We start from the raw sequence: 23,435 nt of genomic DNA on the forward strand, positions 1-23,435 counted from the left end.
GGGTTGACAGGTCCAAGAATAAGTGGATTTGATTCCTTCCGACTGCCTAAGGAGGCAATAATAGATACCCGCAAAGCGATTGACGCGAAAGCAATGGGATTAATGATTTGTCTCTGCATGACCTGGGGCTTGCAGCAGGTCGTACTGAAGGCAGCAGCTCAGGATATTGCACCACTCTTGCTGATAGCATTGCGTTCAGGCGTTGCTGCGATACTGGTAGGCCTGCTGATGTTGTTCCGTGGAGAGCGGATGTCCTTAGGCGATGGTACTTGGCGTCCTGGGCTGCTCGTAGGTTTTTTGTTCGCGCTCGAATTCCTGTTTGTTGGCGAAGGGTTGCGTTATACCAGTGCCTCCCACACGGTGGTCTTCCTGTACACCGCTCCAGTTTTTGCCGCCATTGGACTTCATTGGAAATTGAAAGTGGAACGGCTGCAGCCTTTTCAATGGCTGGGAATTTTGCTGGCTTTCACCGGTATTGTCATAGCGTTTTTTTTTACGGAGTCCGCAACCAATGAGCGGATCAGCATCAAACTACTTGTGGGGAGACTTCCTTGCTCTCCTCGCAGGGATTGCATGGGGTGCGACAACCGTAGTGATACGCTGCTCAAGTCTCTCCAGAGCTTCAGCCACCCAAACATTGCTCTATCAGTTGGTCGGTGCATTCATCCTGCTGATGTTGGCGGCTATCGTGTTGGGTCAGACCGGCTTCCACCAAACCCGTCTCGCTTGGGGAAGCCTTTTGTTCCAGTCACTGGTGGTATCCTTTGCAAGCTTTCTGATCTGGTTCTGGCTGCTGCGCAATTATTTGGCTTCCCGGCTAGGCGTTTTCTCGTTCATGACGCCACTCTTCGGTATAGCTTTCGGGGTGTGGCTGTTACATGAACCCCTTGATCCGAGCTTCCTGGCTGGGGCAATGCTTGTCATCGCAGGGATCGTACTGGTGAGCGGCTATGGATGGTTGAAACACGCGATCAGAAACGTGGCGAAGCAAAGCTGAAAACCATCCGAGAGATCAACTGGCCCATGTGATAAATGACCAAGGTCGTATTCGCCGGAACAACGGTCGGATTGCCAGTGGAACACCGGGTGCCATTACATCAGTTTCTATGGTCGGATTGACCGGAATACGCGACTGACAATCATTCAAAAATGTGATAATTATCCAACCCAACACCAATTAAAGGAGAGGCCATGACGAAAGCAGAATTCGTAGCAGCAATAGCAGCTGAGCTTGATGTGCCTAAAAATGTTGCGGCAGAGACCGTTGAGGCGTTCCTGAAGGTCACTACTGACCTACTGAAGGCCGGTGATAAGATTACTTTTCCGGGCTTCGGCACATTCGGTGTTTCAGAGCGTGCAGCTCGCACTGGTCGCAATCCGCAGACAGGCGCAGAGATTCAGATTGCAGCATCCAAGTCAGGTAAGTTCACGGCCGGTAAGAATCTCAAGAACCTGTAACCATAAAAAAAGCCAGACCTGTGAGGTTTGGCTTAACTTCGCGCTAACTGTTCTCAAAACATTTTTAAATATTTGGAGAGAATTGTACTCCCTTCTTGGGAGTATAAGCCAGATTAAGTAATGCGCCCAACCAATCCATTAAATGTTCGGGGACGTTCCGGGGAACGCCGGTTGGATTCACATCAGTTCTTTCGGTGGGATAAGATAGGGGTCGTCTCAGAAAACGGAAAATAAAGCACGCTAAGCCGGTGGCAGCGGTCGCAATGGCCTGAACTTCCCCGCACCGACCTTGGCACTGCTGCGCCATAGGTAATCGCCGGTCAGGTTGATATGCTCCCACCCCAGCGGGGACAGATATTGCAGCAACGTGTCGTCCAGCGCCTTGCCGTGGGCACGCAAAGCACTGGTGGCACGCTCCAGATAGACCGTGTTCCACAACACGATGGCCGCCGTCACCAGATTGAGGCCGCTGGCCCGGTAGCGCTGCTGCTCAAAACTGCGGTCGCGGATTTCACCCAATCGGTAGAAGAAGACCGCCCTGGCCAGCGCGTTGCGCGCCTCGCCCTTATTCAGCCCCGCATGGACGCGGCGGCGCAGCTCCACGCTTTGCAGCCAATCCAGAATGAACAGCGTGCGCTCGATGCGCCCCAGCTCGCGCAGGGCGACGGCCAAGCCGTTTTGGCGCGGATAGCTGCCGAGCTTGCGCAGCATCAGCGAGGCCGTCACCGTGCCCTGCTTGATCGAAGTGGCCAGCCGTAGGATTTCATCCCAATGAGCGCGAATAGCCTTGATGTTCAGCCTGTCGCTGCTAATCATCGGCTTGAGTGCATCGTAGGCAGTATCGCCCTTGGGAATGAACAGCTTGGTGTCGCCCAGGTCGCGGATGCGCGGCGCGAACCGGAATCCCAGAAAGTGCATCAGGCCGAACACATGATCGGTGAAGCCCGCCGTGTCGGTGTAGTGTTCCTCGATACGCAAGTCAGACTCGTGGTACAGCAGGCCATCGAGCACATAGGTCGAGTCGCGCAAGCCGACGTTGACCACCTTGGCGCTGAAGGGCGCGTATTGGTCGGAGATATGGGTATAGAACGTCCGCCCAGGGCTACTTCCATACTTCGGATTGATATGCCCGGTGCTCTCTGCCTTGCTGCCGGTTCGGAAGTTCTGGCCGTCCGACGATGACGTGGTGCCGTCGCCCCAGTTTCCGGCGAAGGGTTGTCGAAACTGTGCGTTCACCAGCTCGGCCAGCGCCGTCGAATAGGTTTCGTCGCGAACGTGCCAGGCTTGCAGCCAAGACAGCTTGGCGTAGGTGGTGCCAGGGCAGGACTCGGCCATCTTGGTGAGCCCAAGATTGATACCATCAGCCAGAATCGTCGTCATCAGCAAGGTTTTGTCCTTGGCCGTGTCGCCGGTCTTCAGGTGTGTGAAGTGGCGCGTGAAGCCCGTCCATTCATCGACCTCCATCAGCAACTCGGTGATCTTGAGGTGCGGCAGCAACATCGCCGACTGGTCAATCAAGGCTTGCGCGGCGTCTGGCACCGCTGCGTCCAGCGGCGTGATCTTCAGGCCCGATGCAGTGGTGATGATGGCGTCCGGTAAGTCGTTGGTCGCCGCCATGCGGTTGACTGTGGCGAGTTGCGCCTCCAATAATTCCAGTCGGTCATGCAGATATTGGTCGCAGTCGGTGGCCACGGCCAGTGGCAATTCGCTGGCCAGCTTCAGGGTGGCGAACTTCTCGATCGGCACCAGGTATTCGTCGAAGTCCTTGAACTGGCGCGAACCCTGCACCCAAACATCACCAGAGCGCAGTGCGTTCTTCAGCTCCGACAGGGCGCATAACTCGTAGTAACGCCGGTCAATACCCTCGTCGGTCAGAACCAGCTTTGCCCAGCGCGGCTTGATGAATGCGGTTGGCGCATCGGCGGGCACCTTGCGCGCGCTGTCGCTGTTCATGCCGCGCAGCACGTCGATGGCATCGAGCACACCCTTGGCGGTGGGCGCGGCGCGCAGTTTGAGCACGTCCAGGAACTGCGGCGCATAGCGGCGCAGCGTGGCGTAACTCTCGCCGATATGGTGCAGGAAATCAAAATCGGCAGGCCGCGCCAGCGTTTGCGCCTCGGTGACGCTGGCGGCGAAGGTGTCCCACGGCATGACCGCTTCGATGGCGGCGAACGGATCGCCGCCGCTTTGTTTGGCTTCAATCAGCGCCTGACCGATGCGCCCATACATCCGCACCTTGTCGTTGATCGCCTTGCCGGAAGCCTGGAACTGCTGTTGATGCTTGTTCTTGGCCGCATTGAACAGCTTGCCGATGATACGGTCGTGAAGGTCGATGATTTCATCAGTGACGGTGGCCATGCCCTCGATGGCCAGTGCTACCAAGGTGGCGTAACGCCGCTGCGACTCGAACTTGGCCAGGTCGGCGGGCGTCATCTGGCCGCCTTCGCGGGCGATCTTGAGCAAGCGGTTTTGGTGTACCTGCCGTTCGATGCCAGCAGGTAGGTCAAGCGCCTGCCAGGCTTTGAGGCGTTCGATGTGTTCAAGCATGTGGCGCGAGTTCGGCTTGGCGGGCGATTGGCGCAGCCACGCTAGCCACGTCATTTTGCTACCATCCTTGCGCTTGAGCAGTTCGTCCAGGCGCTGGCGATGGACAGGTATCAAGGAATCGGCCAATGCCGCATGGATGCTTCGGTTGGCACGGGTAATGGCCTCGGCGCTTGCGCGCTCGATGGCATTCATGGCGGGTAGGATGATGCTCTGCCGCCGCAGGTTTTCAACAAGGGTGCTGGCCAGCACAATGCCTTTGTCTGTTTGCAAGGCCAGTTCGGTCAATGTATGCACGGCTTGCCGGTAATGACTCATGGTGAAGGGCTTGAATCCAAACACCGTTTGCAGCTCGACCAAGTGCTCCCGCCGTGTCTGCTCGCGCTGGCCGTAATGGTTCCAGCTTTCCACCGGCACCTTGAGTTGTGCGGCCACCATGCGCAGCAGGGGCGGAAATGGAGGATCATCGACGCCCAAGAAGATGCCAGGGAATCGCAAGTAGCAAAGCTGCACGGCGAAGCCCAATCGATTCGCGGCGCCGCGACGCTGACGGATCACCGACAGGTCGGTTTCGTTGAACGTGTAGTGCCGTATCAGTTCGTCTTTGGCATCTGGCAGTGTCAGCAGACTTTCGCGCTCGGTGGCGGACAGGATTGAGCGGCGTGGCATGGTCAGTCTTCCCGCAGGTACTGGTACAAGGTTTCACGGCTGATGCCGAAGTCACGGGCCACCAAGGTTTTCTGGTCGCCTGCCGCAACTCGCCGTTTCAACTCGGCAATTTGTTCGCTGTTCAGCGATTTCTTTCGTCCCCGGTAGGCCCCGCGCTGCTTAGCCAGCACGATTCCCTCGCGCTGACGTTCGCGGATCAGAGCGCGCTCGAACTCAGCAAAGGCTCCCATGACCGACAGCATCAGATTGGCCATCGGTGAGTCCTCGCCGGTGAACGTTAGCCCTTCTTTGACGAACTCCATGCGCACGCCCCGTTGTGTCAGCCCTTGGACGATGCGGCGCAGGTCATCAAGGTTGCGTGCCAACCTGTCCATGCTATGCACCACCACGGTGTCGCCCTCGCGGACGAAGGCCAGCAGCCTTTCAAGTTCGGGACGTTGTGTGTCCTTGCCTGAAGCCTTATCGGTGAATACCTTGCCGACTTCTATTTGTTCCAGTTGTCGATCAGGATTCTGGTCGAAGCTGCTGACGCGAACGTAGCCGATACGTTGACCTTGCAAGATGCCTCCAAAGGTAAAAATGTCAGGATGAGATCTATTACCCTTGGCTGAATGTGTCAATAAATATAAATTAATACCCTACTCTGACGTTGTTTGTGCTCAACATCTGACATCAGGTTAGGGTATAGCCTTAACTGACACCACCTCCCAGGGCCTGATATAAAGCAACACTATCGACTAGGCGTTGTGCCTGGGCCGCAACCATATTGATCCGGATTGACTGTGCCTGTTGCTGCGCGATGAGCAGTTGCAGGTAGCTGGCCGCGCCCAGCCGGTATTGCCGCTCGACCGACTGCAAGGAGGCCTGTGCAGCCATATCAGCGGCAGCGAGGGCAGTCAAAGTTTGTGCATCGCTTTCCACCGCGCGCAGGGTGTCGGCGACGTTACGCAAAGACTCCAACACGACGCTCTGGTAATTGGCTGCGGCGGCATCAAAAGCGGCGAGCGCCGCTCTTTTTTCAGCGGGTAGCCCTGGATTAAAAAGAGGTTGGGTGAGCTGCGCAACCAGGCCCCACACTGCCGAGCCACCACCGAACAGGGCACCGGTGGTCAGCGCTTGAGAGCCAAGGTTGGCGCTCAGGTTGATCTGTGGGTAGAGCTTGGCGATAGCCACACCATAGTCTGCATTGGCCGCATGCAACAGCGCCTCTGACGCCTGGATATCCGGTCGGCGGCGCACCAGTTCTGAGGGCACGACGAGCGGCATCTCGACGGGCAGAGTGAAATCGGCCAGAGTGAAGGCCGGGATGCCACCCGTGCCTGGGGCACGACCGGCTAGCACCGCCAGTAGATGTTCGGTTTGTTGCAGTTGTTTACGCAGCGCAGGCAGTTCTGCCCGCGTTTGCTCCGCCTGAGCTTGTAGGCTTAACGCTTCATCAGGTGAGGCCTGACCGATACGCACGCGTTCATGGGCTAGGCGCAGTTGCTCATCCTGCACGCGCAAAATGGCAGTAGTGGCTTCTAGTTGCGCGGCGAGGCGTGCTCGGGTAATGGCAGCGGTTGCCATATTGCCGGCAAGGGCCAGGCGCGCAGCATTCAGTTCGAAGCGACGGTAGTCGGCGCGAGCAGCCAAGGCTTCGAGTGCGCGCCGGTTGCCGCCAGCCAGATCGAGGTTGTAATGCACGCCAACGCTGGCGTTGTAGAGGCTGAATTGACGTGCGTCTCCGCTCAACCCTTGGCTACTGGGACTCATTTGCTGGCGCTGAGATCCCAGTGCGACATCTACCTGTGGATATTGCGTCGAGCCCGCCTGTGCGGCAAGAAGCTCCTGCGCCTGTCGCAAATTGGCGCTGATGCTCGCCAGCGTCGGGCTGACATGGAAAGCTTCGTTGATCAGTCCGTCGAGTGCGGATGAACCCAAGCTTTGCCACCATTGCGTTTCGATCGGAAGCCCTTCGACTAGACGTTGTGTTTCGCCGAACTGCGTGGGAGCGGACGCGGTTCTATCAGCTACCGGTGTTGCAGTGTAGCGAGCCACATCGGGTGCGGTGGGACGCTGAAAATCAGGGCCGGCGGCGCAGCCGGCCAGACCGGCGGTGACCAGACCAGCTACTAGGTAAGTTGCCGCAAGCCGTCTTTCGAGGCTGATGGGGCGCTGGCATGTTTTAGCGTGCTCCATAAAAATGCTCCACGAAAGGTTTACGGAAAGCTTGGTGGCAGCCCAAGCAGCTTTCCTGCACGTGGGCGAATGATTGGATCACCGCCTTGCCGTCGCTGCTCGCAGCAGCCAGCTTCATGGCCAGCGCCGCCTCGTGAGTCTGCGCGTCAAAGTTTCTGAACTTGGTCGCATCAGCGCCGAGGTAAGCAAGGATGCGCATTTTTTCAGTAAGCGGTGGCTCGGGGTGTGCAGCAACTTTTGGGGCGAGCTGAACGACCTGAACCCATTCCTCCTGCGAAATCGCACCGGTAATAGCCTGCATGTTGCGCCCGAGTTCCTGCATGATCTTGCGTAGCGCCAGTGGCTCAATCTGGGTAGCGTCACCAGCCCAAGCGGGCAACTGAAAACCCCATAAAAGCAGGCAGGCCGTAACGGTCAGGGTGATAGTTCCAAATGCGTGGCTGTGTTTGCGGTGGGTCATGAAATTCTCCTGTAATTCAATCGTTCTCTCATTCGAACTCCCGCCCTTCGCCAGCTTCCTCATGGGTCACACCGTCGCGGATGTGGTAGATGCGCTTGAAAGTGGGGATGATCTTTTCGTCATGGGTGACGACGATGATGGCGGTCTCGAACTTCCGAGCCATGTCATTGAGGATGCGGATCACAGCCATGGCGCGCTCGGAATCCAGCGGCGCAGTGGGTTCATCGGCCAGGATCACCGGGGGACGATTGACCAATCCGCGCGCGATGGCAACCCGTTGCTGCTCGCCACCGGAGAGTTGCGAGGGCATCGCGCGAGCTCGGTGTTGCACATCAAGCGCCGTGAGCAATTCCAGTGCCTTCGCGCGCGACTCTCCATTCGCGACGCCTGCAAGCATCGGCAGCAGCGCCACGTTGTCGGTGACATCGAGAAACGGAATCAGGTATGGTGCTTGGAAAACGAAACCGATCTTGTCGCGCCGCAAGGCGCGCAAGTCGCGGACTTTCCAGCCATCGTCGTAGATCACTTCATCACCCAGCGTCATGCGCCCGGCGGTCGGATCAATCACTGCGCCCAGACATTTGAGCAGCGTGCTCTTGCCGGACCCGGAAGGGCCAATCAGGCCAACCACCTCGCCGGGTGCCACCTGCATGTCCACGCCTTTCAAGGCATCGACCGCGGTATCCCCCTCGCCATAACGTTTTCTCAAACCTTCGATGCGAATGCCTTTGCCACTCATCTCAACCTCCAATGGCTTCGGCCGGATCGACCTTGAGTGCCATGCGAATGGCGACGATGCTGGCTAGAACGCAGATCACGAGCACGGCGAAAAAACCGGCGATGGAGTCGAACGGCATCAACAGTACGTACTTGGGAAACAGGGGCGCTGAGAAAGTGGCTGTGATCTTGCCGACCACGAAACCAATCACGCCCAGGGCGAGCGCCTGCTGCATGATCATCGCGGCGATGGTTCGGTTGCGTGTGCCGATGAGCTTCAACACCGCGATCTCGCGGATTTTGTCCATCGTCAGCGAATAGATGATGAAGGCAACGATGGCCGCGCTAACGATGGCCAGAATCACTAAGAACATGCCGATCTGCTTGGCCGAGGTGGCGATCAACTTGCCGACGAGGATGTCTTCCATCTGTGCCCGGGTGTAGACCGTCAAACGCTTCCAGCGCCGGATGGATTCGGCAACCTCGTCCGGCGTATGGCCAGGTTTCAGTGTGACCAGTACTGCATTGACGAACGCGTTGGTGCTCTGTGAAGCAATCACGGCATCCAGCAAACCTGGAACACCGGGTCGATTGAAAGCCGGGTTGGCTTCGGTGCGACGCCGGCTTTGCCAAATGGCGTCGTTGTCCTTGAGGAACTGAGCCTCTTGGGCATCCTTGAGCGGAATGAATACCATCGGGTCGCCGCTGGACGACACCATGCGCCGTGTAAGCCCAACGACGGTGTAATGATTTCGGCGAATGGCAAGACGATCTCCCAGTTTGAAGCCGGTGGCGATGTCGGCCACCGCCTCGTAGTGACCGCGCGTGATCTGGCGTCCAGCGACGAGATAAGGAGGCCATCCGGGTGTAGCCCCCAACGCGCCGGGCGCGATGCCGACCACCATGGTGCGTACATCACTCTCGCCCTTGCGTACCTGCATGGTCAGGTAGGTCACGTTCGCTGCCTGGGCGACTCCCGGCATGGCGAGGATGGCGCGATACACGTCATCGTTGAGGCTGGACGACTCCGCATAAGGACCCAGAGTGTCCTTTTGCACCACCCAAAGGTCGGCGCCACTGTTGTCGAGCAGCGCCTTGCCGTCGTCCACCATGCCCCGGTACACCCCGGCCATGACCAGGGTGACGCCGATCAGCAGACCCAGACCGATGCCAGTGAAGACGAACTTTCCCCAGGCATGGAGAATGTCGCGGCCGGCCAGGCTGATCATCGTGACACTCCTGGGATGTGGTCGACCACATGGATGCGGCTGCGCGCCGTCAGTGCCTTTTCGCTATAGGTCACAACCTGGTCCCCATTCTTGAGCCCTTCGCGCACCTGCACGTAACCATTGAGGTCGGAAGTGCCGAGCTTGACCGGGGAGAAACGCAGATCACCATCCACGATTTGCCAGACCCCGACTTTGTCGCCCTCACGCTGGACGGCAGAGTTGGGGATCAGTGGAGCGGCCGGGAGCGCCGGCAAGTCAACTGTGACTTCGCCCAGTTCACCCACCGGTGGCAAAGGTTCTGGTTTGTTATCGAATGTCACCTTGGCGAGCGTTTCCTCGGTTACCGCGTCGGCCTTGGGTTCCACCCGCAGCACGCGACCATTCAACGTCTGGCCGCCACGCGAACGCAGGACGATACGAGCCGGCAGCCCCCCAGCCAGCCCCGATGCGCTGATCTGGTCGAAGCGCACATTGATCCACAAACTCTTGGGGTCGATCACTTCCACCACGGCCTGGCCTGCGACGATGGTCGTGCCGGGATCGGCATCGCGCACGGCGACTACACCGTCGACCGGCGCGATCAGGCGCAGATTGCTCCGCTGCGCGACGAGTCCTTCGCGGTCGGAGCGTGCCCGGGCAATATCTTCCCGAGCGGCGGATAGGGCGGCATCGGCGATCTGCAGTTCCTGCCGCTTGGTGGTGACGATTTCCTCGCTGGTCGAGCGCACCGCAAACAATTGCTCATAGCGGCGCGCCTGGGTTTGCGCGTAGGCTTGCCGGGCTTCTGCCTCGCGCAAAGCCGCTTCCGCACGCTTGAATGCCGACTCCTGTGAGCGCACCCGATCATCGAGGTCGACCGGATCCATCTCGCCGAGCACCTGTCCGGCCTTGACCTGGTCGCCTACATGCACCTCCAGGCGTTTGACGCGCCCGGCAAACGTCGGCCCGATCTTGTAGGTGTAGCGCGCCTCCACCGTGCCGATGCCGAACAGCGCCGGTGTGATAGCCCGTGATTCCACGCTTGCCACCGTCACAGCGACCGGGGCGAGCGGCCCTGATCGCAGACCGACATAAATAAAAAGCACCAGCAAAGGAATGATGACGGCAAGCAGCGCCAGGGTGCGGCCTTGCAAGGGTAACTTTTTCATTGCGCACTCCTTATGCCACGCCGATAAATTGCAAAGACGCGCGGCGCATCGCGGTGCATACGTCCCACATCACCCGCCAACAGCGATTGCATGACCAAGCCCTGGATCGTGCCAATGAACAGCGTTGCCGCCGCCTCGTTGTCAAGCGAGGGAGACAACTCGCCGCTGGCCTTGCCTTTCTCGATGAGACGATGCAAACGTTCGCCGTAGCGCTGAATCAAGGTTTGCACCATGCGCTTGGCCGGTGTCGATTCGGCACGCTGAAGCTCACCAAACATCATTCTTGGCACGCCTGGGTGCTCAGCTACGAATTCGATATGACTCATGAACATCGCCTCCATGGCTGCCAAGGGCGAATCGATTCCTTGTGCGGATCGATCGATTCTGGCTAATAGGCGCTCTGCTACCCACTCCATGACCGCCTGCCAAATGGCTTCCTTGTTCGGGAAGTGCCGAAACAGCGCACCCTGGGTCAAGTTCATGTGTTTAGCGATAGCCGCAGTGGTTATCTCGCTTGGGTTTTGTGAACCGGCAAGCGCCACGACGGACTCGACAGTTACGGCACGACGTTCATCGGCCGGCAGATGCTTTGGATGGGTGTCCACGAGCACTCCTTGTAAGATAGTAAATGATTACTATCTTACCACAAGAGGCAACTCAAACAAGAGAAAACCCGACGTACTCGTCAATATCTAGAGTCTGCAATGGGCTTAACGTGCTTTATTTTCCGTTTTCTGAGACGTCCCCAGATAGATTGTTCCATTCTGTTGCATCCAAGCACAACCATCAGAGGATACGCGAGAGGATACGGCAAACGTATTAACAAAAAAAGAGTTACAGCTATTAGCTGTAACTCTTTGATTTTGTGGCGGAGAGGTAGGGATTCGAACCCTAGGTACGTTTCCGTACACCTGATTTCGAGTCAGGCACCATCGACCACTCGGACACCTCTCCGTGAGCGGAAAAGCACCTTACCCCATTCTTGCTGAAAATTCAACCCCGGATGATCGAAACAGCGTCGAATCCGGCCCTATTCTGCCGCGCACAATAAGCCATCCCATTCCCAGCAGCCAAATGACTACCCCATCATCTCCCTGACGCTTCCCACCAGATAGTCGAACGTCTCCTCCCGGGTACTTACAAAACCGGGCATGGTGTTGAGTATTTCCTCGACCAGGTGGAGGACTTTTCCGTCATTCGACTCCAGTTCATCCATGACCGCATGAAACATGGGCAACAGTTCATACAGGTCGTTTCGGTTGAAGGGAGAAGCGTCAGGCTTGCCGCGGAACTTGGGCTGCTCCCTGTTGATCACGTCACGCGGGTATTTAAACTGTAAATCCGACGGCTGGATATGAATTCCCATACATCCTCCTCGGTCAAATCTGTCTGCAGCATGTCTGGTAAGGGGCAGACTGGTCGGTATGACGCGCTCAGGAACCGCAGCCGCGACAGCCACCGCAATTAACCTTGCTGTGTGGCAGCCCCTGGGGTACAGGGCAGTTACGGACAGACTCCCTGTTTATCTCCCACACACCATCAACATATTCCCCCTCCAGCGCCCCGCTCTTCATCATCATCAGGACCCTGGTCATGGTGGTGTTCAGAACTGCCGCCGCCTCGTGTAGTGATATGACCGGACTTTCAACTATTGATGCACGTGTCATAACGCCTCCTCACCGTTGCCGGATCAACTGTCACAGCCAATCCTCTTCTGCACTCATTTTAGGCAATTGACCACTGACCGGCATTCCGATACTCACGCTGAATACCCTTTGTCTCCCCCACCCCAAGCCGGTTACGCACTCTCCGGGCGGGTCAGCACCGATCCGCCTGTTGCATACAGTTGCAAAGTCAACGCCAACGACTCAACCAAGATCCCTTTGAAAACGGCGAGTGGTCAGGATTGCCAAGAGTCCCAGACGGCGGAGGGGTCTTATACGCTTTCATCGTTCTTCTGTTCCCAGCACAATGTCCAGGCTTGAAAAGCAGATACTATCCGTCTTAGGCATAGATACAACTGGCGCCATATCAGTGTGTTGACACCGCATATCTCAATCATCCGGTGAATATTTCATATCTGGCAAGCCATTCGATTTCTGTGCGTCCGTGCGGCAATGGTCTGCCTGTTTCTGATTGTTTCTGATTGTTTCTTTTTGCCGGATTCGTGGCCGTGCGCGATGATTCGATGGGTACTGAAGCGCGGGAGGGAGCCCTACTCTATAAAAAAACACGGCAATCGGGAGAGACTGACTGACAGGGGAACACAGGAAAGACAAAAAATCCGGCAGGCTCAACAGAGAGCCTGCCGGAATGTACGGCAGATGATACGTTAGCGCATTAATTCAGTGCTGGTGATTAGCCCTGGACAACACGACGTGCAGCGCGCTTGATGTTAACCAGGTTACGGAAGCTGACGTTGTCGCTGGTGATGTTCTTGCCCCTGGAGCCGCAACCGAGGGTCAGGGAGGGAATCAGAACATTGTACAGGCCGCCGATGGCGCCGTGGCTGGTCGGGGAGTTGAAGGTAACGCGGTTGGCGTCAACAGTCTGTGCAAACTGGAGGCAGGTTGCTTCGTTAGAGGAGTGGATACCAGCGGTGTGACCAGCGCCACCACCCTGCAGCAGTTTTTCACAAAGATCGATAGCAGCGTCTTTGCCGTCCACGATGTAGTAACCCAGGGTCGGGGAGAGTTTTTCACGGCACATGGGCTCTACGTCCTGCAGGCCTTTCAGCGGACCAACCAGCAGTACTTCGGTGTCGGCGGGTACGGAGAAGCCGGCCATTTCAGCGATCTTGGCAGCGTGCAGACCAACAACGGCGCCGTTGACGACATAGTGGTCGAAGTACAGAGCTTCCAGTTTCTTCTTCTCATCGTCGTTGCAGACGTATGTTTTGAGCTCTTTCAGCTTGGCAATGGCCTTCTCGGCGGTCTGGGGGTTGTCGAAGATCAGGTTCTGCTCGGAAGCGCAGACAACGCCGTGGTCGAAGTTCTTGGAGAGAACGGTGTCGGACATGGCCTGGTCGATGTCGGCATCTGCAGCGACATACACGGGGCATCCGCCTGCGCCCACGCCGAAAGCGGGGTTGCCGGAGCTGTAGGCAGCCCTAACCATGGCGCCGCCGCCGGTTGCCAGGATGACATCAACGCCGGGGTTGGTCATCAGGGCGTTGGTAGCCTCGACGGAAGGCTCGGTGATCCACTGGATGCAATCTTTCGGAGCGCCGGCTTTGATGGCGGCGTCCAGGCAGAGCTGGGCGGTTTTTTCACAGCACTTCTGGGCGCGGGGGTGGAAGCCGAAGATGATCGCGTTGCGGCATTTGAGGGCGGAGAGGACCTTGAAGGCAACGGTGGAGGTCGGGTTGGTGGTCGGACATACGCCAGCAATAACACCAACCGGCTCGGCGATCTCGATGATATTGTTTTCGTCCTTGATGACGCCGACGGTCTTGACACCTTTCATGTCGTTCCAGATAACCGTGGAGCCGAAATAGTTCTTGATGGTCTTGTCAGCTACCTTACCGAGGCGGGTTTCCGTTACGGCATCCTGTGCAAGTTCTTCTTTTTTCGCGTCGATTACCTTGGCGATGGCTTCGCAGATAGCATCGGTCTGCTCCTGGTTGAGCTTCTTGTACTCTGCGACGGCTGCTTTGGCTTTCTGCACCATTTCATTAATTTTCTCAGCTACGGCCACGTGTTGTTCCTCCTGGTTTTTTGGTATGCGACAAGCCCTACAGATGCAGGTTCAAATCAACGTCAACAAACAGCGAACACTGCCCTATAGCGCTAACATCACGTACCTTATTAGTAAACCAAGAGCGGAGTGTCAAGGTAATAAGATAGAACAATTCACACTATAACATCAGATTGCGTTACTTTAAATGAGGCGTAACCATACGATAACTGGCGATAAAACACCAATCTATTTATCAGCATAAAAAACTACAAACAACCAAAAAAATCATCATTCAAAACAAGGTATTATTATTACCTGTCACATCCCCCAAAACAGCCTTCATCACGCATCAAATCACCCTTCCCGACAGCCCGCATGCTGTCACGAATCAAACAGGGATAACGGAATATCACTCGCCCTTCAGAAAGCAGCTGCCATTTGTGCGCATTTAATGGGAAAACAAACAGAAACAAGGCCTTGTTTCACGAGTATATTTTCATTTTCCATCGATCCATGCTACTACGGAAGCGATCCTCCGACAGGAATGCCCGCACCGCCGTGAGCGCACCTGTTTGCCAAGCCAGCAGAAATCGTGCCATAAGACATCAACAATGGACACAGGTGTCAGAAAAGTTTCAGCATCAATGACCAGCCGGAGAGCGCAGCAGGTATCCGGATACCGGTGGGCAGGGGGCGACTGTTTTCGCCCGGACACAACGCCCAGCCAGACAGGTATTTGTAAAACTAAACAGATAGCGAGATTCAGGCCATGACCATCGACCCACTTTCCCTTGCATTGTTCGTTGCCATTGTAGAGGAAGGCGCCATTGCCGCCGCTGCGGAGCGTGAGCATATCGCGCCATCGGCGGTGAGCAAACGCATCAAGGAATTGGAGCAGCGCTTCAACACACCGCTCATCAGACGCACCAACCGGGGGGTCATTCCCACGGATGCCGGTATCACCCTGCTACATCTGTCGCGCGGCCTACTGCACGACCTGAACAATATCCAGCTGCAGTTGAACGAATACTCCAGCGGTGTTCGTGGACACGTTCGCCTGAGTGCCAACATTTCCTCCATCAACCAGTTCCTCCCCACGGAGCTAAAATCCTTCTCCGAACTGCATCCAGACATCCAGATTCACCTTGAGGAGAATGTCAGCGAAAACAGTATGAAGGCGGTGATCACCAATGTCGCCGACCTGGGCATCATCACCATGGGCTCCTATCGCCCCAACCTTGAGTACTATCCCTACCACCACGATCAGTTGATCGTGGTCACTCCCCGGCAGCACCCTCTGGACGACAGAAAGAGGATCTCCTTCGCCGAAACCCTGGATTTCGACTATGTGGGCCTCTCGGCCGGGAGCTCCCTGCACAGCCGCATACTCAGGGCAGCCAACGAGCTGAACAGGACCCCCAGGTTGCGCATCCAGGTCAATGGCTTCGACGCACTCTGCCTGATGGTCGAGGCAGGTCTGGGTATCGGCATCGTTCCCGAGGGGGCGGCAAAACCGTACTTCAAGGGGCTCCGTCTCCGTTCGCTCATCCTCGACGAACCCTGGGCCAAACGAGAACTCAAGCTGTGCGTGCGCTGCTTTGATTCCCTGCCCATTGCCGCGCAACTGCTGCTGCGTCACCTGCGGAACGCATCGCCCTAGCCTATCTGCCCTCTCCATACGCGATGGCAGCCTCGCCAATCGCCGCTTCCCCTGGCCATTGCTTTCGCGTATGGTTGACTGCATCCCACATCCAAAGAGGTACAGCCATGCCCAAGACCATCGCGGAGAAGATATTCGAGAGTCACCTGGTTGACGAGCCCTTTCCCGGCACAAAGGTCCTGCGCCTGGACGTCGTGCTCTGCCATGAGATCACCACCCCCATCGCCATCGACGACCTGGTGCGCCGTAACAAGGACCGGGTCTTCGACAGCACCAAGATCAAGGCGGTCATCGACCACGTCACCCCCAGCAAGGACAGTAAAACTGCCACCCAGGCAAAGATCCTGCGCGACTGGGCCCGGCGCCACGACATCCCGGACTTCTTTGACATAGGCGCAAACGGCGTCTGCCACGCCCTGTTCCCGGAGAAAGGGTTCATCCGCCCCGGCTACACCGTGATCATGGGAGACTCCCACACCTGCACCCACGGCGCCTTCGGCGCCTTTGCCGCCGGCATCGGCACCACCGACCTGGAGGTGGGCATCCTGAAGGGGGTCTGCGCCTTCCGCCAGCCAAAGACCATCCGCTTCAACGTCATTGGCCAGCTACCCACAGGGGTCTATGCCAAGGACGTGATCCTGCACATCATAGGCAGAATCGGCGTCAACGGCGCCACCGACCGGGTGATGGAGTTCCACGGCGACACCATCGCCGCCATGACCATGGATTCCCGCATGGCCCTGTGCAACATGGCCATCGAGGCTGGCGGCACCTCCGGCATCTGCATGCCGGACATGACCACCGTTGACTACCTGTGGCCCTTCATAAGCGACGAGTTCGAGAGCAAGGAAGCCGCCCTGGCCGAGTACGGTAAATGGTGCTCCGACCCGGACGCCTCGTACGAGCAAGTGATCGACATCGACGTCACCAACCTGGAGCCGACGGTCACCTTCGGCTACAAGCCTGACCAGGTCAAGCCGGTGACCGAGCTGGCCGGAACAAAAGTGGACCAGATCTACCTGGGCTCCTGTACCAACGGCCGGCTGGAGGACCTGCGCATCGCCGCAGGCATCCTGAAGGGGAAAAAGCTCGCCCCCCATGTACGCGGCATCCTCTCCCCGGCAACCCCCAAGGTGTACCAGGAGGCGCTGAAGGAAGGGCTGATGGAGATCTTCATGGAGGCCGGTTTCTGCATCACCAACCCCACCTGTGGCGCCTGCCTGGGCATGTCCAACGGTGTCTTGGCCGAAGGGGAGGTCTGCGCCGCCACCACCAACCGCAACTTCATGGGCAGGATGGGCAAGGGAGGCATGGTGCACCTGATGTCGCCGGCCACCGCTGCAGCCAGCGCCATCGAAGGGGTCATCGCCGACCCGAGAAAGTACCTGTAATCGGTGACCATCCCGTAGGGGCGGTCCCATGTGGCCGCCCTTGCCCCCTCCCCCTGCTAACAAATACAGCAGGGCACCCACACGGGGGTGCCCCTACGCCACAATTCATCCGCCAAGGAGTGAACCTATGAAAACCTTTGGAGGCCCTGCCCTCTTTCTCGACCGTTCCGACATCAACACCGACGAGATCATCCCGGCCAAATATCTGACCGAGATAACCAAGGAAGCGCTCAAGCCCTACATCCTGGAGGACCTGAAGCTGGCCGGCTTCGACCCCAAGGGGGAGACGCTGAAACAGGCACGGGTGATCGTCTCCCGGGCCAACTTCGGCTGCGGCTCCTCCCGCGAGCATGCCCCCTGGGTGTTCGAGGTGAACGGCATCAACACCGTGATCGCCCAGTCCTTCGCCCGCATCTTCCGCCAGAACATGTTCAACTGCGGCATGCTGGCCATCGAATTGCCCCAGGCCGACCTGGAGCGGCTGTTCTCCCTGGCTGGCAACGACGATGCCCGGATCTGCATCGACATCGAGGCCCAGAGCCTGGCCCTGGACGCAGGCGGAAAGACCGAGGAGTTCGTTTTCCAACTCTCTCCCTTCGACAAGGCGCTGGTCATGGCCGGCGGCTGGGTTGATTATGCGGACAGGAACTACTGATTCATGACCGGATCATGACCAGACGCACAAAAGCCCCGCCTTGGGCGGGGCTTTTGTGCGTCTGGTGCTCTGCTCGAACCGGTCCCCTGTCCTGGGAATGAAAACTAACAGGGAGCAGAGAAAGAGATGTGATAGGCTCCCGTCACCCGCGCACCCCGACACTACCTTACCGGTGGACCAGGAACATCAATCCTACAGGTCATACTCCGACGAATAGACTTGGGACAGCGGTTGGTTGAGTATCTGGCTCACGACCCGAAAGGTGTCCACCACCTCATCGGCGGACGACGCCTCACCCCGCGGCGTTGCCCGGTAGAGGCGCACGGCGGCATGCAGGGCTGATATGGCCATGGTCGGGCAGTGCATTTTTTCCACGGGCAGACCGTCCAGCACGGCGGCGATGTCCTCGGTATCAAGAGCGAGTACCACATCCAGCGACTGCCCCATCACCAGTCCGGTAAGCGCCGACGAGGTGGCGACGGTCGTCTCGCATCCCTCGATCAGGAATTTGATATTCCGCACCAGATCCTCCTCGATTCTGACGAAGAAGATCAGCTTGTCGCTGCACTCCGGATCTCCGGCCTGGATCACCACATTGGCATCTTCCAGCAGACCGACGTTGCGCGGATTGCGCGCATGGTCAAGAAACGTCTCTTCTCCCATCTCTAGCTGCTCTCCTTAAGCTGTTTTTCGTTATCAGATACCGGCCGGCGTTCAGGGCGCCGTCCCGGGTCAGTCTTACATTGGGGCCCGGCTTCTGCGGGTGGAGTTATGCCCACCAGCAGAAGCGAGGACAACGTCTATTTCGCGTTTTCAGCTGCAAATGCGCGCACTTTGGTGAAGATCTCTTCCATGGCAACGGCGGCCGGGCTGTCCCCTGTCTGGCCGACGCAGGGCTTGCCCTCGTCGCCGGCAGAGACCATGGCGGGGTCAAGGGGGATGCGTCCCAAGAAAGGGATTCCCATTTCGGCGGCCATCTTCTCGCCACCGCCGCTCTTGAAGATGTCCACGCTCTTTCCGCAGTGGGGGCAGGCGTAGCCGCTCATGTTCTCGACGACACCGATCACCGGCAGATTCAGGTGGCGGCAGAAGGTGACCGACTTGCGCACATCAACCACGGCCAGGTCCTGGGGCGTGGTGACGATGATCGCGCCATCAACGTTCTGCAGCAACTGGATGATCGATAGCGGCTCATCGCCTGTTCCCGGAGGACAGTCGACAATCAGATAGTCCAGCTCACCCCAGGTGACCGAGCCGAGCAGTTCCTTGATCACGCCATGCTTGGCCGGCCCGCGCCACACCAGCGCCTCGGACTGGTCGTCCAGGAGCAGTCCGACGGACATGACCTTGAGCGTGTCGCTGAAAGAGGCCGGTTCAATCCGCTTCTCATCCGTGACCGGGATCCGTGCATTGAGGCCCAGAAGGGTCGGAATGCTGGGACCGTGCAGGTCGGTGTCCAAAAGGCCGGTCCTGAGCCCGGCCCGGGAAAGGGACACGCTCAGGTTGGCGGCCACGGAGCTCTTGCCCACCCCACCCTTGCCCGACAGCACCACTATCTTGTGCCGTATGTTATACAGGGTTTCCTGCATTTCCAGCTGTTCCTTGATGCGCTGCATTTCGGCCATTTTGTCCGGCTGTCCGCAGCCCGCCTGTTGCGATGAATTACCCTGACACGTCGTAGTACTCACGGCACTTCCTCCTGGTGTGTAATTTTAATGGTAGTTGTGTGTGGATCAAAACCTGTAACCGGCAGTCGAACGATTACGGCACGAGTGCACCCGGCCGGAAACAGGCGATTTTCAACTATCGGATCGAGGTCAAGAACGCAAACTCAGGCCGCCGTGCCCTGGCCGTCGAAGAACGCGCATCTCTCAGCCAGACACTCTTTGTTCAGGGCGCTGAAGGAGCAGACCGGCAGCGGCTCCTCGGGGAGATCGATCCCGAACTCCCGCCGCACGAACTGAACGGCGGTCATGATGGCCCAGAATGATTCCCGTTTGCAACAACGCGCTCCCCCCTTTTCGGCGATCACCCGCAACGATTCGGCCGTGAGCATATTGGAGAGCCTGCGCTCCCGGTCAGAGAGCGGGGTAGCCTCGGTAATCAGGCTGATGAAGATACCGGTGCCGATGCCAGCCCCACAGGCGCCGCAGAACCCGCAGAAGCCCCCCTTCACATCATCCGACCGCCCGCGTGCCTGGTGGATCTTTTCGGTCGCCAAGTCCCCGCCGGCAGCAGTCTGGTTGTAAAAGCATGCCAGCAGGACGGCAGGGACAAGAAAGTGGTGTTCCGGCCCATGCATCTTCACCAGCGGGCTACCCATCAGGGTCAGGGCCAGCGACAGGGGAGCGGTCGAGTCGGTGCTGCAACAGAAGCGTTCGATCAGATCGTTGGCGCTGCCGTTATGGCAGAAGTCGCAGATGAAATGCCCTTTCGCGCAGCGCATGTTCGTCTCGGCCGTCGCGCCGCAGTAAAAACAGGTTTCCCTGGTAGGTACGACGGAATAGTATAGTTCATTTCCGCAGACGAGGCAGCCGGATCGGTATTCCATGGCGATGATTGCGTTCCTTCCACTGTGCTCCCGGTTCGACCGCTGCCCTGGGTGGACAGCGGTCGAACCGGGCCGGGGTATGGTTGTACGGTTTTTTTCGTTGGATTTCAAGCCCATTACTCAGCATCCGCAACAACGAGAGCCGATTCCAGAAGAGCATCCTGTCCGCAGAGCAATGGATCAGTGACTGGAGCGAACACGTGGATAGTTCCAATCACCAAAACCGGATCAAACAACAGCGCCCCTCAGGACCAGGCGATTCTCGTGATAGATCCGCGTCCTTTTCTTTCCTGAATGGTGATGAGGTGGAGGGGGGACATCAGAAGAGTTCAGGCGTTCGGCGCTCACAGCGGCAAAATACGTTTATTTCTCCGCAACAGGTTCGCTCAACTGCAGCACGCAGCAGCCCAGGTTGATTCCGCGGCCGGACGGCGTCAGCTCGACATCGGCAGATAAAAAGTAACGCACGTTTTTCCCCTCCCGCAGGCATTCAACGAGCCCCTCGTCGCGGAGGATCTTCAGGTGATGGGATAGCAGGGTAGATTCCATACCCAGGACGCCATTCAGCTCTCCCACCGTCCTTGGCCCATGGATCAACTGGGCGACAACGGCCCAGCGTGTCGGGTCGGCTATCGCCTTGAGCCTCCGGGAACAGAAATCAGTGGAATACACCTCTTCAAATTCCATACGCCCCCCATTTATTGAATTAATTTTCAAATAAATAAAAATATGTTCAACAAAACCGCCTGTCAAGAAGACATTGTAATTACAGTATTTTTTATCCACACACCCGGCAACTTACCAAGCGTGATGGCGCTGGTGAGATTGCGCATTGATTCTCATACGCTACGCTTAGCCGTAAGCCTGAACACGTGGTAGTAGCGCACCGCCACCATCCCATGAAAAGGAGAAGCATGATGAGCAAGGATACAAAACTCACCACCAGGAATGGCGCCCCTGTTGTCGACAACCAGAACACCATGACGGCCGGACCGCGCGGACCTGTGCTGCTGCAGGATGTGTGGTACCTGGAGAAACTGGCCCACTTCGACCGCGAGGTAATCCCGGAGCGGCGCATGCACGCCAAGGGCTCCGGCGCCTTCGGCACCTTCACCGTCACCCACGACATCACCCAGTACACCAAAGCCAGTATCTTCTCTGCAATCGGCAAGAAGACCGAGTTGTTCACCCGTTTTTCCACCGTGGCCGGTGAGCGGGGCGCGGCCGATGCCGAGCGGGATATCCGTGGTTTTGCAACAAAATTTTACACCGAGGAGGGGAACTGGGACCTGGTGGGGAACAACACGCCGGTCTTCTTCCTGCGCGATCCGCTCAAGTTCCCCGACCTGAACCACGCCGTGAAAAGGGATCCGCGCACCAATATGCGCAGCGCAAAGAACAACTGGGACTTCTGGACCTCACTTCCCGAGGCGCTGCACCAGGTTACCATCGTCATGAGCGACCGGGGCATCCCGGCCAGCTACCGCCATATGCACGGCTTCGGCAGCCACACCTTCAGCTTCATCAACGCCAAGAACGAACGTTACTGGGTCAAGTTCCACCTGCGCACCCAGCAGGGGATCAAGAACCTAAGCGACGAGGAGGCCGAGGCTCTGGTTGGCAAGTGCCGGGAGAGCCACCAGCGCGACCTGTACGAGAGCATCGAAAAGGGGGATTTTCCCCGCTGGACCATGTTTGTGCAAATCATGCCGGAAAAGGATGCCGCCACCTACAAATTCCACCCCTTCGACCTGACCAAGGTCTGGCTTAAAAAAGACTACCCGCTGATCGAGGTGGGGGTGATGGAACTGAACAAAAACCCGGAGAACTACTTCGCCGACGTGGAGCAGGCCGCCTTCAACCCGGCCAACGTGGTGCCCGGCATCGGCTTCTCACCGGACAAGATGCTCCAGGGCAGGCTCTTCTCCTACGGCGATGCACAGCGCTACCGCCTGGGGGTCAACCACCACCAGATCCCGGTCAACGCCCCCCGCTGCCCCTACCACAGCTTCCACCGCGACGGTTCCATGCGGGTGGACGGCAACTACGGCAGCACCCTGGGGTACGAGCCCAATAGCTACGGCGAGTGGCAGCAGCAGCCGGAGTACACCGAGCCCCCACTTGAGCTGTCGGGGGCGGCGGACAACTGGGACTTCCGCAAGGATGATGACGATTACTACACCCAGCCCGGCCTGCTTTTCCGCCTGATCGGAGCGGAGAAGCAGAAGCTGCTCTTCGAAAATACCGGACGCGGCATGGGAGACGCGCCGCGGGAGATCAAGATCCGCCATATCGCCAACTGCTACAAGGCCGACCCTGACTATGGCAAGGGGGTGGCCAACGCCCTGGGCATCCCCATGTCCGAGGTGCCGACATCCTGATGGAATACGGTCATATGTCACGACAACGGACGCTTCTCGGAGAGCGTCCGTTGTCGTTCATACCATGCTTCCCGGTAAATCAATGACAAAGGAGAATCCCATGCCAGAATTCGGAGCGCCCTTTTCAGGGCTGGCCCATGACCGGAAACTTACCAACGAGGAGTTGATTCGCGCCATACGCTTCATGGTGGCGGCGGAGTACGAGGCGATCCAGATGTACATGCAGCTTGCCGAGTCAACGGACAACAGACTCGCCATCGAGGTGCTCAGGGATATTGCGGATGAGGAACGGGTCCATGCCGGTGAGTTCCTCCGGCTGCTTCACGAACTCGCCCCGGACGAACGGAAATTCTATGACGAGGGGGCTGAAGAAGTGGAGGAAGAAATCGGGAAGATGAAGGGCTGACATTCCGGAGAACCGCGAAGAACAACGCCATGCCTTAACGATGTCGTGACAGTCACCAGGGTTTTCCAGGCATCGCTCCACCAGGAAAGAGCCGTTCACGAGCGCCCCGTCTTCAACGGACGGATCAAACAGCCCTATTCACCACCTCCCGATTGGATACGCCACCTTACCGCGGACCGGCGCAACACCGGTCCGCGGTCCCATCGACACACACCCGAACAAAAAAACAGTTGAAAAACCTCAATACATATAATATTCATATATTCATATGATTTATTATTTTCAGAATCATCACAACCAACAGGGAGGC

General features: G+C 57.8%; 21 protein-coding genes, 1 tRNA gene and 1 pseudogene. 7 read left to right on the plus strand and 16 right to left on the minus strand.

Features of this window, described 5'->3' with window-relative positions; genetic code table 11:
• Nucleotides 1–60 precede the first annotated feature (60 nt).
• A pseudogene (locus tag PPRO_RS21725) lies at nucleotides 61–997 on the plus strand (DMT family transporter).
• A 194-nt stretch (nucleotides 998–1,191) separates the two neighbouring features.
• Nucleotides 1,192–1,458 carry an HU family DNA-binding protein gene (locus PPRO_RS09485; RefSeq protein ID WP_011735797.1) on the plus strand — a complete coding sequence of 89 codons (267 nt, stop codon included), beginning with the start codon at nucleotides 1,192–1,194 and terminating at the stop codon, nucleotides 1,456–1,458.
• 240 nt (nucleotides 1,459–1,698) lie between these two features.
• Here PPRO_RS09485 and PPRO_RS09490 read toward each other — a convergent pair whose 3' ends face one another.
• The 12 genes from PPRO_RS09490 to PPRO_RS09545 all read right to left on the minus strand — a co-directional run bounded on the left by PPRO_RS09490 (nucleotide 1,699) and on the right by PPRO_RS09545 (nucleotide 14,099).
• Nucleotides 1,699–4,671 carry a Tn3 family transposase gene (locus PPRO_RS09490; protein ID WP_011733935.1) on the minus strand — a complete coding sequence of 991 codons (2,973 nt, stop codon included), beginning with the start codon at nucleotides 4,669–4,671 and terminating at the stop codon, nucleotides 1,699–1,701.
• 2 nt (nucleotides 4,672–4,673) lie between these two features.
• Entirely contained in the window at nucleotides 4,674–5,231 is a 558-nt protein-coding gene (locus PPRO_RS09495; RefSeq protein WP_001162010.1) for a recombinase family protein, read from the minus strand.
• A 130-nt stretch (nucleotides 5,232–5,361) separates the two neighbouring features.
• Nucleotides 5,362–6,849, minus strand: coding sequence for an efflux transporter outer membrane subunit (locus PPRO_RS09500; RefSeq protein WP_011733936.1), 1,488 nt, complete (start codon nucleotides 6,847–6,849; stop codon nucleotides 5,362–5,364).
• Nucleotides 6,836–7,309, minus strand: coding sequence for a cytochrome c (locus PPRO_RS09505; protein WP_011733937.1), 474 nt, complete (start codon nucleotides 7,307–7,309; stop codon nucleotides 6,836–6,838). Before PPRO_RS09505 ends, PPRO_RS09500 begins: the two co-directional genes overlap by 14 nt.
• A 28-nt stretch (nucleotides 7,310–7,337) precedes the next feature.
• Entirely contained in the window at nucleotides 7,338–8,048 is a 711-nt protein-coding gene (locus tag PPRO_RS09510) for an ABC transporter ATP-binding protein (protein WP_011733938.1), read from the minus strand.
• A gap of 1 nt (nucleotide 8,049) precedes the next feature.
• Nucleotides 8,050–9,255, minus strand: coding sequence for an ABC transporter permease (locus PPRO_RS09515; protein ID WP_011733939.1), 1,206 nt, complete (start codon nucleotides 9,253–9,255; stop codon nucleotides 8,050–8,052).
• On the minus strand, nucleotides 9,252–10,403 hold the full coding sequence (locus PPRO_RS09520; RefSeq protein ID WP_011733940.1) for an efflux RND transporter periplasmic adaptor subunit: 1,152 nt from the start codon (nucleotides 10,401–10,403) through the stop codon (nucleotides 9,252–9,254). The genes PPRO_RS09515 and PPRO_RS09520 overlap by 4 nt, the downstream gene beginning before the upstream one ends.
• Nucleotides 10,400–11,008: a TetR/AcrR family transcriptional regulator gene (locus PPRO_RS09525; protein WP_011733941.1), complete on the minus strand. Its 609-nt coding sequence runs from the start codon at nucleotides 11,006–11,008 to the stop codon at nucleotides 10,400–10,402. Before PPRO_RS09525 ends, PPRO_RS09520 begins: the two co-directional genes overlap by 4 nt.
• A gap of 261 nt (nucleotides 11,009–11,269) precedes the next feature.
• A tRNA-Ser gene (locus tag PPRO_RS09530) sits at nucleotides 11,270–11,357 on the minus strand.
• A 124-nt stretch (nucleotides 11,358–11,481) separates the two neighbouring features.
• Nucleotides 11,482–11,769, minus strand: a complete 288-nt coding sequence (locus PPRO_RS09535) for a hypothetical protein (RefSeq protein ID WP_011735798.1) — start codon at nucleotides 11,767–11,769, stop codon at nucleotides 11,482–11,484.
• A 67-nt stretch (nucleotides 11,770–11,836) separates the two neighbouring features.
• Complete coding sequence (locus PPRO_RS09540; protein WP_041532237.1) at nucleotides 11,837–12,070, minus strand: hypothetical protein; 234 nt, start codon at nucleotides 12,068–12,070, stop codon at nucleotides 11,837–11,839.
• Nucleotides 12,071–12,761: 691 nt separating this feature from the next.
• On the minus strand, nucleotides 12,762–14,099 hold the full coding sequence (locus PPRO_RS09545; RefSeq protein ID WP_011735801.1) for an aldehyde dehydrogenase family protein: 1,338 nt from the start codon (nucleotides 14,097–14,099) through the stop codon (nucleotides 12,762–12,764).
• A gap of 751 nt (nucleotides 14,100–14,850) precedes the next feature.
• On the opposite strand from PPRO_RS09545, the gene PPRO_RS09550 reads away from it, so the two are divergent.
• From PPRO_RS09550 to leuD, 3 genes are all read left to right on the plus strand, one after another.
• A complete protein-coding gene (locus tag PPRO_RS09550) occupies nucleotides 14,851–15,741 on the plus strand; it encodes a LysR substrate-binding domain-containing protein (protein WP_011735802.1) in 891 nt (296 codons plus the stop codon).
• Nucleotides 15,742–15,848: 107 nt separating this feature from the next.
• Nucleotides 15,849–17,132 carry a 3-isopropylmalate dehydratase large subunit gene (locus PPRO_RS09555; RefSeq protein WP_011734568.1) on the plus strand — a complete coding sequence of 428 codons (1,284 nt, stop codon included), beginning with the start codon at nucleotides 15,849–15,851 and terminating at the stop codon, nucleotides 17,130–17,132.
• 127 nt (nucleotides 17,133–17,259) lie between these two features.
• The gene (gene leuD / locus PPRO_RS09560) at nucleotides 17,260–17,787 is read left to right on the plus strand and encodes a 3-isopropylmalate dehydratase small subunit (RefSeq protein ID WP_011734567.1); all 528 of its coding nucleotides are present in this window, start codon (nucleotides 17,260–17,262) and stop codon (nucleotides 17,785–17,787) included.
• 192 nt (nucleotides 17,788–17,979) lie between these two features.
• On the opposite strand, the gene PPRO_RS09565 is transcribed toward leuD, so the two are convergent.
• The 4 genes from PPRO_RS09565 to PPRO_RS09580 all read right to left on the minus strand — a co-directional run bounded on the left by PPRO_RS09565 (nucleotide 17,980) and on the right by PPRO_RS09580 (nucleotide 21,025).
• Nucleotides 17,980–18,450, minus strand: a complete 471-nt coding sequence (locus PPRO_RS09565) for an iron-sulfur cluster assembly scaffold protein (RefSeq protein ID WP_011735803.1) — start codon at nucleotides 18,448–18,450, stop codon at nucleotides 17,980–17,982.
• Between the two features lie 137 nt (nucleotides 18,451–18,587).
• On the minus strand, nucleotides 18,588–19,475 hold the full coding sequence (locus PPRO_RS09570; RefSeq protein ID WP_011735804.1) for an Mrp/NBP35 family ATP-binding protein: 888 nt from the start codon (nucleotides 19,473–19,475) through the stop codon (nucleotides 18,588–18,590).
• 143 nt (nucleotides 19,476–19,618) lie between these two features.
• Nucleotides 19,619–20,338 carry a DUF5714 domain-containing protein gene (locus PPRO_RS09575; protein WP_041532238.1) on the minus strand — a complete coding sequence of 240 codons (720 nt, stop codon included), beginning with the start codon at nucleotides 20,336–20,338 and terminating at the stop codon, nucleotides 19,619–19,621.
• A 363-nt stretch (nucleotides 20,339–20,701) separates the two neighbouring features.
• Complete coding sequence (locus tag PPRO_RS09580) at nucleotides 20,702–21,025, minus strand: ArsR/SmtB family transcription factor (protein ID WP_011735806.1); 324 nt, start codon at nucleotides 21,023–21,025, stop codon at nucleotides 20,702–20,704.
• A gap of 230 nt (nucleotides 21,026–21,255) precedes the next feature.
• Between PPRO_RS09580 and PPRO_RS09585 the strand changes: the two genes are divergently transcribed.
• Both PPRO_RS09585 and PPRO_RS09590 read left to right on the plus strand, forming a co-directional pair.
• Entirely contained in the window at nucleotides 21,256–22,719 is a 1,464-nt protein-coding gene (locus PPRO_RS09585) for a catalase (protein WP_157039979.1), read from the plus strand.
• A 100-nt stretch (nucleotides 22,720–22,819) separates the two neighbouring features.
• Nucleotides 22,820–23,125 (plus strand): ferritin family protein, encoded by a 306-nt coding sequence (locus tag PPRO_RS09590; RefSeq protein WP_011735808.1) that lies wholly within the window; start codon nucleotides 22,820–22,822, stop codon nucleotides 23,123–23,125.
• Nucleotides 23,126–23,435: the final 310 nt, after the last annotated feature.

Source organism: Pelobacter propionicus DSM 2379 (assembly GCF_000015045.1).
In the GTDB taxonomy this organism is placed as follows: domain Bacteria; phylum Desulfobacterota; class Desulfuromonadia; order Geobacterales; family Pseudopelobacteraceae; genus Pseudopelobacter; species Pseudopelobacter propionicus.